This window comes from Rhodococcus sp. B10 (genome assembly GCF_011770055.1).
Taxonomy (GTDB): Bacteria; Actinomycetota; Actinomycetes; order Mycobacteriales; family Mycobacteriaceae; genus Rhodococcoides; species Rhodococcoides kyotonensis_B.
Map to the genome: position 1 here is coordinate 38,691 of NZ_JAAFYV010000028.1, position 16,456 is coordinate 55,146.

At 66.2% G+C, this 16,456-nt stretch carries 13 protein-coding genes and 1 pseudogene; 9 read left to right on the forward strand and 5 right to left on the reverse strand.

Annotated features, from left to right (window positions below):
- Nucleotide 1: 1 nt before the first annotated feature.
- A complete protein-coding gene (locus RhoFasB10_RS18295) occupies nt 2–379 on the forward strand; it encodes a PPOX class F420-dependent oxidoreductase (RefSeq protein WP_068424107.1) in 378 nt (125 codons plus the stop codon).
- A gap of 34 nt (nt 380–413) precedes the next feature.
- A complete protein-coding gene (locus RhoFasB10_RS18300) occupies nt 414–2,033 on the forward strand; it encodes an amidohydrolase (RefSeq protein WP_167677797.1) in 1,620 nt (539 codons plus the stop codon).
- Here the strand turns inward: RhoFasB10_RS18300 and RhoFasB10_RS18305 are convergent.
- The gene (locus RhoFasB10_RS18305) at nt 2,025–2,624 is read right to left on the reverse strand and encodes a TIGR03086 family metal-binding protein (protein WP_167677799.1); all 600 of its coding nucleotides are present in this window, start codon (nt 2,622–2,624) and stop codon (nt 2,025–2,027) included. The two genes, RhoFasB10_RS18300 and RhoFasB10_RS18305, sit on opposite strands and share 9 nt — an antisense overlap.
- 55 nt (nt 2,625–2,679) lie before the next feature.
- On the opposite strand from RhoFasB10_RS18305, the gene RhoFasB10_RS18310 reads away from it, so the two are divergent.
- Nucleotides 2,680–3,678: a YafY family protein gene (locus tag RhoFasB10_RS18310; protein ID WP_206031082.1), complete on the forward strand. Its 999-nt coding sequence runs from the start codon at nt 2,680–2,682 to the stop codon at nt 3,676–3,678.
- Nucleotides 3,679–3,705: 27 nt separating this feature from the next.
- On the opposite strand, the gene RhoFasB10_RS18315 is transcribed toward RhoFasB10_RS18310, so the two are convergent.
- The gene (locus RhoFasB10_RS18315; protein WP_167677801.1) at nt 3,706–6,087 is read right to left on the reverse strand and encodes an excinuclease ABC subunit UvrA; all 2,382 of its coding nucleotides are present in this window, start codon (nt 6,085–6,087) and stop codon (nt 3,706–3,708) included.
- A 186-nt stretch (nt 6,088–6,273) separates the two neighbouring features.
- On the opposite strand from RhoFasB10_RS18315, the gene RhoFasB10_RS18320 reads away from it, so the two are divergent.
- Nucleotides 6,274–6,699, forward strand: a complete 426-nt coding sequence (locus RhoFasB10_RS18320) for a VOC family protein (protein WP_114329424.1) — start codon at nt 6,274–6,276, stop codon at nt 6,697–6,699.
- 2 nt (nt 6,700–6,701) lie between these two features.
- Here RhoFasB10_RS18320 and RhoFasB10_RS18325 read toward each other — a convergent pair whose 3' ends face one another.
- The 3 genes and pseudogenes from RhoFasB10_RS18325 to RhoFasB10_RS18335 form a co-directional block, all read right to left on the reverse strand.
- Nucleotides 6,702–8,063, reverse strand: a complete 1,362-nt coding sequence (locus RhoFasB10_RS18325) for a metallopeptidase TldD-related protein (protein WP_068424097.1) — start codon at nt 8,061–8,063, stop codon at nt 6,702–6,704.
- Nucleotides 8,060–9,489 (reverse strand): annotated as a pseudogene (locus RhoFasB10_RS18330) (TldD/PmbA family protein). The gene RhoFasB10_RS18325 and the pseudogene RhoFasB10_RS18330 overlap by 4 nt, the downstream one beginning before the upstream one ends.
- 56 nt (nt 9,490–9,545) lie before the next feature.
- Complete coding sequence (locus RhoFasB10_RS18335; RefSeq protein WP_068424093.1) at nt 9,546–10,313, reverse strand: TSUP family transporter; 768 nt, start codon at nt 10,311–10,313, stop codon at nt 9,546–9,548.
- Nucleotides 10,314–10,347: 34 nt separating this feature from the next.
- On the opposite strand from RhoFasB10_RS18335, the gene RhoFasB10_RS18340 reads away from it, so the two are divergent.
- The 5 genes from RhoFasB10_RS18340 (at nt 10,348) to lnt (ending at nt 15,979) form a co-directional block, all read left to right on the forward strand.
- Entirely contained in the window at nt 10,348–11,508 is a 1,161-nt protein-coding gene (locus RhoFasB10_RS18340; protein WP_068425853.1) for a histidine kinase, read from the forward strand.
- A gap of 52 nt (nt 11,509–11,560) precedes the next feature.
- A complete protein-coding gene (locus RhoFasB10_RS18345) occupies nt 11,561–12,220 on the forward strand; it encodes a response regulator transcription factor (RefSeq protein WP_167677803.1) in 660 nt (219 codons plus the stop codon).
- Nucleotides 12,221–12,301: 81 nt separating this feature from the next.
- Complete coding sequence (locus tag RhoFasB10_RS18350; RefSeq protein ID WP_308115107.1) at nt 12,302–12,796, forward strand: FxsA family protein; 495 nt, start codon at nt 12,302–12,304, stop codon at nt 12,794–12,796.
- A gap of 17 nt (nt 12,797–12,813) precedes the next feature.
- Nucleotides 12,814–14,409, forward strand: coding sequence for an amidohydrolase family protein (locus tag RhoFasB10_RS18355; RefSeq protein ID WP_346764424.1), 1,596 nt, complete (start codon nt 12,814–12,816; stop codon nt 14,407–14,409).
- Entirely contained in the window at nt 14,399–15,979 is a 1,581-nt protein-coding gene (gene lnt, locus RhoFasB10_RS18360) for an apolipoprotein N-acyltransferase (protein WP_068424087.1), read from the forward strand. Before RhoFasB10_RS18355 ends, lnt begins: the two co-directional genes overlap by 11 nt.
- Nucleotides 15,980–16,456 lie beyond the last annotated feature (477 nt).

The following is a 16,456-nucleotide window of genomic DNA, read 5'->3' on the forward strand; positions in this document are numbered from 1 at the left end:
TATGCCCACGTTCCAGGAGATCGCCGACGGAAAGTACGTCTCGCTGACCACGTTCAAGAAGGACGGCACGCCCGTCGCGACGCCACTGTGGGGTGTTCGTGAGGGCGACCGCCTACTGGTGTGGACGACCTCCGATTCGTGGAAGGTCAAGAGGATCAGGCGCAACGGCCGTGTGACGGTAGCGCCCTGCACGGCGCGCGGGAAGATCCAGGGCGAGGCGCAAAACGGCTTCGCCGAGATACTGGACGGTCCCGCCACCGACAAGGTTCGTCGCGCGATCGCACGGAAGTACGGCATTCTCGGCTGGCTGACCGTCACCGGCAGTACGCTTCGGCGCGGCAAGACCGGCACCGTCGGCATTTCGGTGGCGCCCGCCTGACGCGACCTGCATACTTCCTTTTCGGGAGGTAAGGATGTCGTCGTACGCCGATCTTGTCCTTGTCGGAACCGTGTTGACCGTGGACTCGAGTCGCCCCACCGCAGAAGGCGTCGCGGTGCGGGACGGCCGTATCTGTGCGGTGGGCACCAGAGCGGAACTCGACTCCGAGATCGGCCCGAGCACACACGTCGTCGACATCGGCGATGGATGCGTGATGCCCGGTCTGGTCGAGGCGCACGGCCATCCGCTGATGGAGGCGGTGGTGCTGTCCGATCGGATGGTGGACATCCGTCCTGTCACCGTTCGCGACGCCGACGCCGTAGTGCAGGCCGTGCGTGACGAGGTCGGGCGCCGCGGTGACGACGGCGCATTCCTCAGCGGGTGGGATGCGTTGCTGCAGAAGGGCCTTCCGGAGCCGACCCTGGCGTGGCTCGACTCCGTCGCACCGGATACGCCGCTCGTGATCCTGCACAACTCGGGCCACCTCGCGTTCTTCAACTCCGTGGCGGCCCGTCTGCACGGATTGGACCGCACCACACCCGACCCGAAGGGCGCGGCCTACGGGCGTGATGCGAGCGGCGAGCTCGACGGTTCGGCCCGAGAGACTGCGGCGGTGTTTCCGCTCGTCTCGTCTGCGATGAATGCCGGCTCCTATCCGCAGATGCTGGCCGAGGAGTGCGCTCGGCTCAATCGCGCCGGGCTGACGACGTGTTCCGAGATGGCGTACGACCCGAAGTTCGGCCCGCTCGTCGAGGCGTTGAACACGCAGGGAGCGCTGACGGTTCGCCTTCGTACCTACGAGATGTCCAATCCGACGATGACCGCGCGCTCCACCCCTGGTGCGGGCGACGACATGGTGCGCGCTACAGGAATCAAGATATGGGTGGACGGTTCGCCGTGGATCGGCAACATCGACCTGACGTTCCCGTACCTCGACACCGACGCCACCGCTGCCATCGGCGTCGAGCCGGGATCGTGCGGGCACGCTAACTACACCCGCGAACAGCTGACCGAAATCGTCGACGCCTACTTTCCGCTGGGATGGCCGTTGGCGTGTCACGTCATGGGCGACAACGGGATCGACACGATTCTGGATGTGTACGACAGCGTCCTCACCCGTCACCCCCGTCCGGACCACCGGCTGCGCCTCGAACACGTCGGCGCGATCCGCGACGATCAGATCGCACGCGCGGTATCGCTCGGCGTGACGTGCAGCCTGTTCGTCGACCAGATCCATTACTGGGGTGACGTTCTCGTCGACGGACTCTTCGGGCCCGAGCACGGGTCGAGGTGGATGCCGGCCGGGTCGGCCGTAAGGGCAGGTATGAGGGTTTCCCTGCACAACGATCCTCCCGTCACGCCGGAGGAACCCCTGCGCAACATCGCCGTCGCAGTCACGAGAACCACACCGAACGGGCACGTCTCCGGTCCGGAACAACGGCTGACCGTCGAACAGGCCATCCGCGCTCAGACCATCGACGCGGCCTGGCAACTGTTCTCGGAGAACGAGATCGGCTCCATCGAAGTCGGCAAGTACGCGGACTTCGTCGTGCTGTCCGCCGATCCGCGCACCGTCCCGCCGGAAGACATCGCCGACCTCGACGTCCGCGCCACCTACCTCGCGGGCACCCGGGTGTTCGACGGCTCAGCGTGACGCGGCACCCACCCACGGAGCACTGGCCCGACCGGACCAATTGACGAGGCGTTCGGTCGGGCCGGCGTCGGCGGCGGGTTCGACCACGTCGTCGAAAGGCATGACGTCGCGAGGCTCGGCGGGAATCGCGCGCGCGGCGGCGGCGAGCACGGGTTCCACGAGCCGAGGTTCAGCCTCGGACGGTCGACCCGTCGACACCGCCAGATCCCATCCGTGAACGAGGGTTTCGTTGATGTACGCCCACACCGCTGCGCGGCCGGGCACGGTTCCCCACGGCGCCGTGACCGTCATGTCGAGTATGTTCTCACCCTCCCATGCCTCGAGCGCCAGTCGGACCTCCTCTCGATACGCGGCAGCCGCGTCGTCGAACCCGGTGAGCACCACCGGCACGGTCGTCGGGTCGCCGCCCAGTGCCATCGTCCTGGCGCGTCGCACACCCGCGATCTGGTGCCCCACCAGCGCTCGGACGTCGAAGTCCGGGCACGGCGTCGGCAGCGTCATCTGGTCGTCGCGAGTTGCTTCCATCAGATCGGCGACCCAGGCCAGCGCGTCGCGGTAGAGGTGCCGGGGATCGAGCGTGATGTCGGTCATGATCTCTCGTTTCGTCGTGATTCGAACGGTACGAGTAGAAGTCAACGTCGAATACATGACATCTTCTGTCGTGTATTCGTGCGACGATCGGCGAGTGCGTGCGGACAGATTGATCTCGTTGGTTCTTCTGCTGAGAAATCGAGGGCGCATGTCCGCGTCGCAGCTGGCTGTCGAGCTCGAAGTCTCGGAGCGCACGGTTCTGCGGGACATCGACGCCTTGTCCACCTCGGGCTTCCCGGTGTTCGCCGAACGCGGTCGTCACGGAGGTTTCGAGCTTCTTCCCGGCTTCACGACGGACCTCACCGGCTTGACCGCGGAGGAGGCGACAGCGCTCATGTCCGCGGACGCGTCGGCGTCGCTCGGCATGGGGTCGGCCTTCGCGTCCGCCATGCGCAAGGTCGCGGCGTCCTTGCCCGACGAGCAGCGACGCGTCGCGACGTCGGTGGCCGACCGCGTACTGGTCCGACCCGAAGGCTGGCTCCGAGACCCCGAACGAGACGAGTATCTCGACGTCGTTCAGCGCGGCGTCTTTCTCGGGCGCCGACTACGGCTCGACTACGCAGGCCGTAGCGGGACGCCGAGCGTGCGGACGGTGGACCCGATCGGACTCGTGTACGCCGCCGGGCACTGGTACCTGATGGCGACGGTGGACGGGGACGAACGGACCTATCGGGTGTCTCGGATTCGCCGTGCGGAACTACTGGACGACGACGCCCGCAGGAGTACGAGGGTCGATCTCGGTGCGCTGTGGGATGCCGGTCGCCGACGGTTCAGATCGAGTCGGGACACCGTGTCCGTTCGACTGCGTGTGCGGCCCGATCAGCTGGACCACGTCGCCGCCACCGCGATTCGAGTGGACGAGACGTCGGCGCCGCACGACGGGTGGATCGGACTCGACGCACTGTTCGGCGGTGTGGCACATGCCTGTTCGACGGTATGGATGCTCGGAGACGACTGTGAACTGCTCGGCCCCGAAGACGTGAGGGCCGCGGTGTTCGACCGCGCTCAGCGGATGATGACGCGTCATGCACCCCATGTGCGCGCGAGTACATAGAGGGTTATGCATTCGCGCGCACGAGGGCTAGCGCCCCACGTACGCCGCGAGATGCTCGCCCGTCAGCGTGGACCGATCGGCGACGAGATCGGTCGGCGTGCCCTCGAAGACGACGCGACCGCCGTCGTGACCGGCGCCGGGGCCGAGGTCGATGATCCAGTCCGCGTGTGCCATGACCGCTTGATGATGTTCGATCACGATGACCGACTTGCCCGCATCGACGAGACGATCCAACAGACCGAGCAGCTGTTCGACGTCGGCCAGGTGGAGGCCGGTCGTCGGCTCGTCGAGAACGTAGATTCCGCCCTTCTCGCCCATGTGGGTCGCGAGCTTGAGCCGCTGACGCTCACCGCCGGAGAGGGTGGTCAGCGGTTGACCCAGTTTGATGTAGCCGAGGCCGACGTCGACGAAACGCGTCAGGATCTTGTGCGCCGCAGCCAGTTTCGACGTCTCACCGAAGAACTCGTGCGCTTCCGCCGCCGACATCTCGAGCACCTCGCTGATGTCCTTGCCGCCGAGGTGGTATTCGAGGACCGATGCCTGGAAGCGCTTGCCCTCGCATTCCTCGCACGGGGTTGCGACGCCTGCCATCATCGCCAGGTCCGAGTAGATGACACCGTTGCCGTTGCACGTCGGGCAGGCGCCTTCCGAATTCGCGCTGAACAGAGCAGGCTTGACGCCGTTCGCCTTCGCGAACGCCTTGCGGATCGGCTCGAGCAGCCCGGTGTACGTCGCAGGATTGCTACGACGCGACCCGCGGATCGCGCCCTGATCGATTGCGACGACGTCGTCCAACCCGGACAGCGACCCGTGGATGAGCGAGCTCTTGCCGGAGCCCGCGACGCCCGTGACGACGGTCAGCACCCCGAGCGGCACGTCGACGTCGACGTTCTGCAGGTTGTGCGTATCGGCGCCGCGGATCTCGACGACCTCGGTGAACTCCCGGACGGACTCCTTCAGCGTCGCTCGGTCGTCGAAGTGCCGTCCGGTGATCGTGTCGCTCGAGCGCAGGCCGTCGACCGTGCCCTCGAAACATACTGTGCCACCGGCGGATCCGGCCCCGGGCCCGAGATCGACGATGTGATCGGCGATCACGATCGTTTCGGGTTTGTGTTCCACGACGAGAACGGTGTTGCCCTTGTCCCGCAGTTGCAGCAGAAGGTCGTTCATGTTCTGGATGTCGTGCGGATGCAGACCGGTGGTCGGCTCGTCGAACACGTAGGTGACGTCGGTGAGCGACGAACCCAGGTGCCGAATCATTTTGGTGCGCTGAGCTTCACCACCGGAGAGCGTGCCTGCGGGACGCTCGAGCGACAAGTAGCCCAGTCCGATCTGCACGAACGAGTCGAGCGTCTTGCCGAGCGACTCGAGCAGGGGTGCGACGGACGGTTCCTTCAGCCCGCCCACCCATTTCGCAAGGTCGCTGATCTGCATCGCGCACGCGTCGGCGATGGAGATTCCCTTGATCTTCGACGACCTCGCACCCTCGTTCAGACGGGTCCCGTCGCACTCCGGACACGTCTGGAACGTCACCGCACGCTCGACGAACGCGCGGATGTGCGGCTGCATCGCGTCGACGTCCTTGGACAGGAACGACTTCTGGATCTGAGGAACGAGACCCGAGTAGGTGAGGTTGATGCCCTCGACCTTGATCTTGGTCGGCTCGCGGTAGAGGAGATCGTTCAGTTCCCGCTTGGTGAATTCGGCGATCGGCTTGTCGGGGTCGAAGTAGCCGCAGCCACGGAAGATTCGGCCGTACCACCCCTCCATGCTGTATCCGGGGATCGTGATCGCACTCTCGTTGAGGGACTTGCTGTCGTCGTACAGCGCCGTCAGGTCGATGTCGCTGACCGACCCGCGTCCCTCGCAACGCGGACACATGCCGCCGGTGATCGAGAAGGTCCGCTTCTCCTTGGTCTCACGCCCGCCCTTCTGCACGGTGACGGCTCCGGCGCCGGAGATCGACGCGACGTTGAACGAGAACGCCTGAGGCGACCCGATGTGCGGCGTACCGAGGCGGCTGAACAGGATGCGCAGCATCGCGTTGGCGTCGGTGGCAGTGCCGACCGTCGAGTGCGGATTGGCACCCATCCGCTGCTGATCGACGATGATCGCAGTGGTCAAGCCGTCGAGCACATCGACGTCGGGCCGCGCGAGCGTCGGCATGAAACCTTGGACGAACGCGCTGTACGTCTCGTTGATCATGCGCTGCGACTCGGCGGCGATCGTGCTGAACACGAGAGAGCTCTTGCCCGAACCGGACACGCCGGTGAACACGGTCAGTCGGCGTTTGGGGATCTCGACACTGATGTCCTGCAGGTTGTTGACCCGCGCGCCCTGGACTCGAATCAGATCGTGGCTGTCGGCCACGTGCATCTCGGGTGACCGTGTGCTCGCACTCGCTGCCATCCGTTGTCGCCTCTCCCTCGGTGGGTTCACGCGGAATACGTTAGTTCCAGCGCCGCCGTGATACTTCTCGAATCCTGACCGGATTGGGCTTCGCGCGTTTCGACTCACGCGCGGCGGTGCACTCTCCGGCGGGGTGGCACGCGGGCAGCGCGACGGCGACAGGTCTTCGACGAGGAGAGACACACCATGGCGATAGCAGCTACCGATTTCCACCACGTGCGCATCACCGTCAGCGACATAGACGTCTCGCGGAAGTTCTACGACGACGTGTTCGGCTTCGACGTCGCGTACGAGTGGGATCCGAACGCCGACGAGCAGACCAAGAAGGCGCTGTGGTTTCTGTTCGGGGGAGTGATCTACTCGTTCGCCGGGGGACTGTTCGGCCTTCGTCCGGTTGCGCCGGGCGAGGATCGGTTCGACGAAGACCGCGCAGGCCTCGACCACCTGAGCTTCGCCGTCGCGACCTACGACGATCTCGAGAACGCCGTGGCGACCCTCGACGAACTGGGAATTCGTCACGAGGGCATCAAGTCGGCCGGCGAAGGCCTGAGCATCCTGGAATTCCGTGACCCGGACAACATCGCGCTGGAGATCTCAGGACCGGAGAAGTAGTCCTACTGTGCTTTGCTCACCGAGGACATGTGGAAATCAGGAATACGTAACGGCGGCATCGCCGTTCGCGTGAACCAGTCCTTCCACTCCCGGGGCAGCGTCTTCTCCGTCGCCCCGGCCTCGGTGACGCGGCGCAGCAGATCCAGTGGGCTCTCGTTGAAGCGGAAATTGTTGACGGCTCCGGTGACCGTTCCGTCCTCGACGAGGTAGACGCCGTCACGGGTCAGTCCGGTGAGCAGCAACGTGGCGGGATCGACCTCTCGGATGTACCACAGCGTCGTCAGCAGCAGTCCACGCTCGGTGCGTGCGATCATCGCGTCCAGGTCGGCGTCGCTGCCGCCCGTCAGGACGAGGTTGTCGCCGGGGATCACGGGGTCGGTGTCGTACTTGTCGGCGAGGAACCGCGGGTACGCCAGCGCTCCGACGGCACCGTCACGTACCCAGTCGACGCGCGAGGTGGCCATTCCGTTGTCGAACACCGAGACCGAATCGTTGGACGCACCGGTCGCGACGAAGGGCGAGTACTCGAGCCCGGCGTAGTTCGGATCGGAGAACAGCGTCAGGGGAATCGAACCGAGCTTCTCGCCGACGCGTGTGCCGCCCGGCCGCGACAACGCCGTATGACCTTCCTGCGCTCCCCGGCCTTCCATCGTCCACATCAGGTAGATCATCAGATCGGCGATGGCCGACGGCGGTAGCAACGTCTCGTATCGTCCTGCTGGAAGATCGAGTTGCGTCGAAGCCCACCCCAGCCGCGTCGACAGGTCACTCAGCAACGAGGCGACGTTCACGTCGTCGAAGTGCTTGGTGCTCGCGCCGACCCAGGCACTCGCGTCGTCGCGTTTGCCGTTGATCTCGATCGAGCCGGTGGGCTGCGTGAAACGGCGCCGGATCCCCGACGTCGATCCGAGCCAGACCGTGTCGAGGCGGTGATGGGCGAAGCCGTACAGCTGGTCCCGGCCGGCGAAGCCCGCGGCGAGGTCCTCGGTGAAACGGCCGAACACGCCGATGCTCGTGAGCGCGGTGTCGGCGGCCCAGTCGTCCGGATCGCCGGTGCCGGTGACGAGTGGCATCGCATCCTCGGCGGGTTCGGCTGCGCGAGCGGTGTTCTCGCACGCTGCGACGATCGACGCGATCTCGTCCGGGTCGACGCTCGTCGACGACATCGTCGCGACCTTCGTGTCGCTGGATCCACGGACGACGGAGACGACGGTCCAGTGTCGCGAAATTCCGATTCCGTTGGTGGTCATCGAATTTCCGGCCCAGCGCAACGACGCCTCGCTGGAGTCGGTGACGATGACGAACGTGTCGTCGACCGTGGCGAGTGCGAGCACCCGCTCGACGACCTCGTGACCGGGAATCACTGGCCTGCCTCCGATCGCGTGTTGAGAACGTTCACTCCACGGAAGACGGCAGCGGGACATCCGTGACTGACGGCCGCGACCTGACCGGGCTGCGCCTTTCCGCAGTTGAACGCGCCACCGAGGCGTCGCGTCGACACGCCGCCGACGAGATCCATCGATCCCCAGAAGTCGGTCGTCGTCGCTTGATAGGCGACATCGCGCACCTGGCCGTCGAGCACGCCGTTCCTGATGCGGAAGAACCGCTGTCCGGTGAACTGGAAGTTGTAGCGCTGCATGTCGATCGACCAGCTCTTGTCGCCGACGACGTAGATCCCGGTTGCAGGGACACGTTCGCCATTCGTTGAATCGGAACGTGCTGCGCCGAGTCGGCGTACGAGCACCCGTTGGAGCGGGAGAGTCCCAGCCTCGGCGCGAACACGCGGTCGAGCTGATAGCCGACGAGCACGCCGTCACGGATCAGATCCCACTGCTGCGCGGCCACGCCGTCGTCGTCGTAGCCGATGGTGGAGAGCCCGCCCACCTCCGTGCGGTCGGCCGTCACGTGCATGATGTCGCTGCCGTACCTCAGTGTGCCGAGTTGGTCCGGGGTCGCGAACGACGTACCGGCGTACGCCGCCTCGTACCCGATTGCGCGGTCGTACTCGGTTGCGTGACCGATGGATTCGTGGATCGTGAGCCACAGATTGGTCGGGTCGATCACCAGGTCGGTCGGACCCGGAACGACGGACGGCGACTTCACCTTCTCGGCGAGCCATCCGGGGATGCGCGTCAGTTCGTCCGACCAGTCCCACGTGCTGTCGGCACCGAGGTACTCCCATCCACGGCTGACCGGCGGGGCGAGAGTGCGCATCGTCTCGAAGGCGCCCGCGGCCGTGTCGACCGTCGTCGCTTCGAGCTGGGGGTGGAGCCGGACTCGTTGCTGCGTGATCGAACTGCCGGCCAGATCGGCGTAGTACGTCTGTTCCTTGACCTGCAGTACCGAAGCGGTCACATGATCGACGCCGTCCGACGCGCGAAGGCGGGCGGAGTAGTCGGTGAGCAGTTCGACCTTGTCGCGGGTCGGAACGTGAAACGGATCGACGTCGTACTCCGACACCCATGTCGCGTTCGCGTACACGGGCTCGTCGGCGAGCTCGACGCGTTCGCGGTTCAGCGACCGGAGTGCCTGCGCGATGTCGACGGCCGTGCGTGCCGTCGCCGCGGCCGCGTCGACCGACAGATCGCTGTGCGACGCGAAACCCCACGTACCGTCCACGACGACGCGCACTGCGAGGCCGATTTCGGAGCCGTCCACGGCCGACTGGACGACGCCGTCGCGCAGGTTCAGCGATTGCGTGGTGAGGCGCTGCACTCGGAAGTCCGCGTGCGACGCACCGGCGCGCCGCGCGACGTCCAGGGCAGCAGCGGCCAGTTCACCGCACGGCATCGCACGGAAGTCCGGATCGACATCGCGGTGGGGCGGCTGGGTCACAGACACGGAGATTAGCCGAATTGTTGCCAGCCGAGGCGGACAACCATGCCGATGACGACGACGAGCAGTACGACGCGCACGAATCCGGCGCCGCGTGCGAGCGCCGCACGCGATCCCAGCACGGCACCGATCACGTTGCACACCGCCATCGCTGCGCCCAACTGCCACAGCACGTGTCCGGTCACGGCGAAGAACGTCAGAGCCCCGACGTTGGATCCGAGATTGAGCACCTTGGCCATCGCGGCGCTGCGCACGAACTCGGTGCCGAGCAGCGTCGCGAACGCGATGATGAAGAACGTTCCCGTGCCGGGGCCGAGAATGCCGTCGTAGAAGCCGAAGCAGCCGGCGGCGAGAAACACGACGACGAGAATCTTCCGAGTCGTCGGCGGGCGAGCTGCGGCGACGGTCCCGATGGTCGGGCGCGTCGTCACGAGCACCGCGACACCGACGAGCGCGACCATGATGATCGGGATGAACAGGTCGCGGTCGATCAGCGACACCGCCGCGGCGCCACCGGCAGCCGCGACCGCGGCGAGCACCGCGGCCGGCACGAGAATCTTCCAGTCGAGAGCCACCTTGCGTGCGAATGTCACGACGGCCGCGGCCGTACCGAACACGGCTGTCACCTTGTTGGTCGCGAGCGCTGCCTGGGGACTCAGCTGCGGCGCGACCAGCAGGATCGCGGGTAGCAGGATCAATCCGCCGCCGCCGACGACCGCATCGACCCAGCCGGCGGCAGTGGCCGCCACCATCAACAATCCCCAGTCCGCCGCGGTCATAAGGCCCTTGCTCGCATACGGCAAACTCAATCACATGCGGAGATTCAGCCTGTGGCTCAGGGGCAAGCCCTTCGTCGCGGACTCGCTGCTCGCAGGAATGCTCGTCGTGCTCGACGTCGTCGCGCTGGTCGCCAACGCCGAGTCGACGAATTGGGTGCTGTTCGGTGTGGTCACCTCGGCGGTCTGCACCCCGATCGCATGGCGTCGTCGGCACCCTCGAACGGTCGCGGTCGCGGTGCTCGTGGTGTCGTTGTTCGGCACGACGACCGGCGCGGCACTGGGAGAGACGACCAACCTTCATCCCTCGCTGCTCGCGCTGCCGATCATGCTGTACACGTTGGTGGCCTACGTGGGTCGGCGTGACGCGCTGTTCTATCTGATCGCGGTGATCCTGGATTCGATACTGGCGCTGCTTCTGTTCGACGAGGACCTCATCACCAGCGTCGTGTTCGGCGCCATGATGTATGCGCTGGCGTGGATCGCGGCCGAGTTCCTCGGCGCCCGGCGCGCGTACGACGAGGCCGTCGAAGCGCGCCTTGTCGTCGCCGAGTACGACCGAGATCGCCGCGCCGAGGAGGCGGTCGCCCTCGAACGGACGCGCATCGCACGCGAACTACACGACGTCATCGCCCACGGGGTGAGCGTCATGGTCGTACAGGCCGACGGTGCGTCCTACGCGATACGCAAAGATCCCGAGCGGGCCGAACAAGCCGTCGCGAACATCTCGGCGACCGGTAGGCAGGCGCTTGCCGAACTGCGCCGGACCGTTGCCTTGCTGCGAACGACACCTCACACCGACGACATGCCGCAGTACGGCACAGCGGGTCTGGCGAAGGTGGTGGACATGATGTCCAAGGCCGGCCTCTACGTCGAACTCGAGCAGACGGGAAACCTCGACGACATCAGCCCCGCGATCAGCTTGGGAGTACATCGTGTCGTCCAGGAGTCGCTGACCAACGTGCTGCGACACGGCGGTCATGCGCCGAGAGCTCGCGTCTCGGTCGTCCGACGGGACAGCGGCGTCCACGTCGAGGTGATCAATCGCGACGTCGGACCGACTGCGAGCACGGTGCAGGGAACCGGAAACGGGCTCCTCGGCATGCGCGAACGCGTCGCCGTCCTGCAGGGGACGCTGGACGCGGGCCGTACCGACGACGGCCAGTGGGTGGTGCGTGCGGTGCTCCCACTCGAATGAACGGGAGTGGAGCCTGCGGAACTTATCGGCCGCGGGGGATAGGTTGTCCCCTGTGCCGATCACCGTTCTCATCGTCGACGACCAGGAATTGATGCGGATGGGCCTGACGATGGTCCTCGACGCCCAGGACGATCTGTCTGTCGTGGGCGAGGCGTCGGACGGTGCGTCGGCGCTCGCGAAGGTCGACGAGTTGAAGCCGGACGTCGTACTGATGGATGTCCGGATGCCGGGCATCGACGGCGTGACGGCGACGTCGCGCATCGTCGAGTCGAATTCCGAGGCACGTGTTCTGGTGATGACGACGTTCGATCTCGACGAGCACGTCATCGGTGCGTTGAAGGCGGGCGCGAGCGGGTTTCTGCTCAAGGACACCCCACCGGAGGATCTCGTCTCCGCCATCCGGAGCATCGCGGGTGGCGACGCCGTCGTGTCGCCGAAAGTCACGCGGCGCCTGTTGGGACGGTTCATCTCCGGCGACACGACGCCGACTCGCGATCCGGCGATGCTCGACGCGCTGACCGACCGTGAGCGCGAGGTGCTCGGACTGCTCGCCACAGGATTGTCGAACGCCGAGATCGCCGGCAGCCTGGTGTTGTCCGAGGCGACGGTGAAGACACATGTCGGGCGTGTACTGACAAAGCTCGGTCTACGCGACCGCGTCCAGGCCGTCGTTCTGGCCTACGAAACGGGACTGGTTCGGCCGGGGGCCTAGCTGCTCGACGGAATGTCGTCCGATCCGGGAGAAAATCGGAACCCCGGTTCGTTGTCGATACAGGCAACGAAAGGAACTACCGTGTTTGCGCTCTTTCTCCTCTATGTCGTCGTCGAGGTGGCCGCACTCGTCGCGGTCGGCAGCGCGATCGGTGTGCTGTGGACCGTGCTGCTGTTGATCGCAGGTTCGGTCGTCGGGCTCGTCCTCGTACGGTCGCAGGGCCGCCGCGTCATGGAGGGTCTGCGCGCCGCCAGTCGCGGTGAACGGACGCCGGCGGGAGCGGTCGCCGACGGTGTTCTGTTCGCGGTCGGGTCGGTCGCGATGTTCGTACCAGGTCTGGTGACGACAGTGTTCGGCATCCTGCTGCTGCTGCCGGTCTCGCGGTGGGCCCTGCGGCCGCTGGTGCTGGCCGCTGCTGCCCGCTGGATGCCGAGCATCGCGGTCGCGACGCGCAGAATGCGACCGACCGTCATCGACGGCGAGGTGATCGGTGAGACGTACGCGGGGCAGTACCCGAGCACCAGCGGGCGCATCATCGAGATCGACGGACGGGATTTCGATAAGCCGACCCGCTGAGGGCAGACTGGTCAGCCGTGAGCACCCAACTGTTTCTCGGCGGGCGGATCTACAGCGCTTCCGCTCCCGACGCCACGGCGATGGCCGTCACCGATGGAATTGTCACGTGGACAGGCGAAGACCGAACCGGCCGCGCACTTCATCCGGGTGCCGAGGAGTTCGACCTCGCGGGGGCCTTCGTCGCTCCCGCCTTCGTCGACGCACATGTTCATACGACGGCACACGGGCTGCTGCTCGGCGGGTTGGACCTGTCGGCGTCCCGGTCCCATGCTCAGTGTCTGGACGAACTCCGCCGTCACGCCGCGCGAACCGACGACGCGGTGATCTGGGGTCACGGCTTCGACGAGTCGCACTGGCCGGACGGGGGAGCACCCACCACCTCCGAGCTCGACGCCATCGCCCCCGGCCGCGCCGTGTATCTGACGCGCGTCGACTCGCATTCCGCCGCGTGCTCGACGGCCCTGCGCGCGGCGTGCCCGGACCTTGCGAACGCGATCGGCTTCCACCCGGAGCTGCCGGTGACCGCTGCGGCTCATCACGTGGTTCGCGCCGCCGCTCGATCCCTGCTGACCCCCGCCGCACGTGAAGCGGCCCGTCGGCGAATGCTCGACGCGGCGGCCGCAGCCGGGATCTGCGCAGTGCACGAGTGCGGTGGCCCCGACGTATCGGGTCTGGGTGACTTCACCGAACTCCTGGCCACCGAGCACGGGGTGGAGGTCCGCGGCTACTGGGGCGAAGCGGTCACCAGCGCCGCGGAGGCCCGAGACCTGCTCGCACGGACGGGTGCGCACGGACTGGCGGGCGACGTGTTCGTCGACGGTTCCCTCGGATCGCACACCGCGTGGCTCACCGACGACTACACCGACGTCCACGGCCGAGGCACGTCGTACCTCGACGTCGACGCGATCGCTGCGCACGTCGCCGCGTGCACCGAAGTCGGTGTTCAGGCGGGATTCCACGCCATCGGAGACGCTGCGGTGACAGCCGTCGTCGACGGCTTCGCGCGTGTCGCCGCCTCGGTGGGTGGTCCAGCGCTGGCCGCGCGCGGCCACCGCGTCGAACACCTGGAGATGGTTTCCGTCGACCACGCCGCGTCGCTCGCGGCGTGGGGCGTCATCGCGAGCATGCAACCGCGGTTCGACCGCCTCTGGGGAGGTGACGACGGCATGTACGCACAACGCCTCGGCGCGGACCGCGCGCGTGCACTGAATCCGCTGGCACCGTTGGCCTCCGCGGGCGTTTCCCTGGCATTCGGATCCGACGCACCGGCGACGTCGATGGACCCGTGGGCGGTACTACGCGCTGCGGTCGGTCACCACACAGCCGGTAGCGGAGTCTCGCCGCGCGCAGCGTTCGCCGCTGCCACCAGGGGCGCGTGGCGAGCAGGCGGTGTGCGCGACGGGCTGGCGGGGACGTTGACGCCGGGAGCGCCTGCCAGTTTCGCGATGTGGGACGCGCCCGAACTCGTCGTGAGGGCCCCGAAGGACGGCGTCCAGCGGTGGTCCACCGATCCGAGAGCGGGAGTGCCGCCCTTGCCGCCGCTCGAGCTGGACTCGCCGAGCCCGCGTTGCCTGCGCACCGTTCATCGCGGGCGCGTGATCCATGAAGCGTGACCCTCGGGCGATCACGAGGGTCGCCGCGTCGAGTGCTGTCTCCGTGGCGTCGGGTCTGCTGCTCTATTTGAGCTTCCCACCCCGCACGCTGTGGTTCCTGGCACCGTTGTCGATCGCACTGCTGGTCCTCGTGCTCGTCAGAGGGCGGGGAGACGGTCCACAATCGAAGAAGGCCGGTTTCGGATACGGACTGCTCGCCGGCTTGGGCTTCTTCGTTCCGTTGTTGCCGTGGATCGGTGTGTACGTCGGACCACTTCCGTGGCTCGCGCTGGCGACGGCGGAATCGGTCTTCACCGGACTGTTCGGCGTGCTCGCCGTCGTCGCGGCACGGACCCGGTGGTGGCCTCTGGCTCTCGCTCTCGTCTGGAGCCTCGTCGAATGGGCTCGATCCAGTTTCCCGTTCGGTGGTTTTCCGTGGGGTCGCCTCGCGTTCGGACAGCCCGACGGGTGGCTTCTGCCTCTCGCGGGCGTCGGTGGCGCCCCGCTCCTGAGCTTCGGTGTCGCACTGACGGGGACCGGACTGGCCGCGGTGGCTGTCGCGCTGCTCGAGAAACGCCTTCGCGGAATCATCGTCGGCGTCTCCGTCGCCGCGAGTGCGTCGATCGTCGCCCTTGCCGTGGCACCGATGCTCATCGGGGACTCGCACGATCCGGATTCGCGCACCATCACCGTCGCGGCGATTCAGGGAAGCGTCCCGCGCCTCGGGCTCGACTTCAACGCACAGCGTCGCGCGGTGCTGGACAACCACGTTCGCGAAACGCTGAGTCTTGCCGACGACGTGCGTGCCGGCCGCACGCCCGCGCCCGACCTCGTGGTGTGGCCGGAGAACGCGTCGGACATCGATCCGCTCCGCAACGCAGATGCGGCCACCGAGATCACCGCGGCGTCCGAGGCGGTCGGCGCGCCCATCCTCGTCGGATCCGTTCTCGTCAACGACGATCGCACGACCACCAACTCGGTCATCGTGTGGGACGGCGCAGCAGGGCCGGGGGAACGCCACGACAAGAAGATCATTCAGCCGTTCGGCGAATACCTGCCGTGGCGGAGCTTCTTCCGGCTGTTCTCCGAGTACGCCGATCGTGCCGGTTACTTCGTGCCGGGGACCGGCAACGGTGTCGTTCACGCGGACGGAATCGCCGCCGGTATCGCGACGTGCTACGAGGTGGCATTCGATCGTGCATTGAACGAATCCGTCCGCTCCGGTGCGGAATTCATCGCGATACCGACCAACAACGCAACCTTCGGCGATACCGAGATGACCTATCAACAACTGGCGATGTCACGCGTACGCGCCGTGGAGCACGGCAGGTCGGTCGTCGTGGCGGCGACGAGTGGTGTCAGTGCGATCGTGTCGCCCAGCGGGGCTGTGACGCAACGGACGGAGCTGTTCGTTCCCGATGCGCTGGTCTCGGAGATCGAGCTGCGTCACGACACGACGGTCGCCACCGATCTCGGGGCGATTCCGGAGTACGTTCTCTGTTCGCTTGCAGCGATATTCGTCATTGTCGGAGTTGCACGATCGCGCAGAACAATCCACACGACCGGTTCGGTCGGCAAATTCGACCACTAGCCCCGTAACGACCGACTCATATGGATTCGACGTCGATTTATACGCCGATTTTCGTATGACGACTTGGGTTGCGCGCCAGCCATTGTCGAGATCTGTAACGGTCTCCGACGTAGGCTCGATTCCTCAATAGTGATCGGCCATAAAAGGGGGCGGCGCATTATTGTATGTTCTAGTTCGCGGTGTGTGTAAGCGCACATGTCCGTCGTAGGGAATGAACAGCTTCGGCCTCGGTCGGCGATTCGTTCGGTCGATCGTGGTGGAGACCTGTCGTGCACGACGCAGGTTGCGCGGTTCGTCTCGGTCGTCGATGTGCGGTCGGTGGCTCGGACACTCGGGAGGGATCTTCGGTGGAAGATTGGGTGCTCGTCGACAAGCCTGCAGAATCGCTCGTGAAACAATCCGCGAGTACGGTCATGCGACCATTGCCGTACCGAATTGCGGCGTCGCCCGGTCGGTGCGGGCCAATCCACGCCTTTG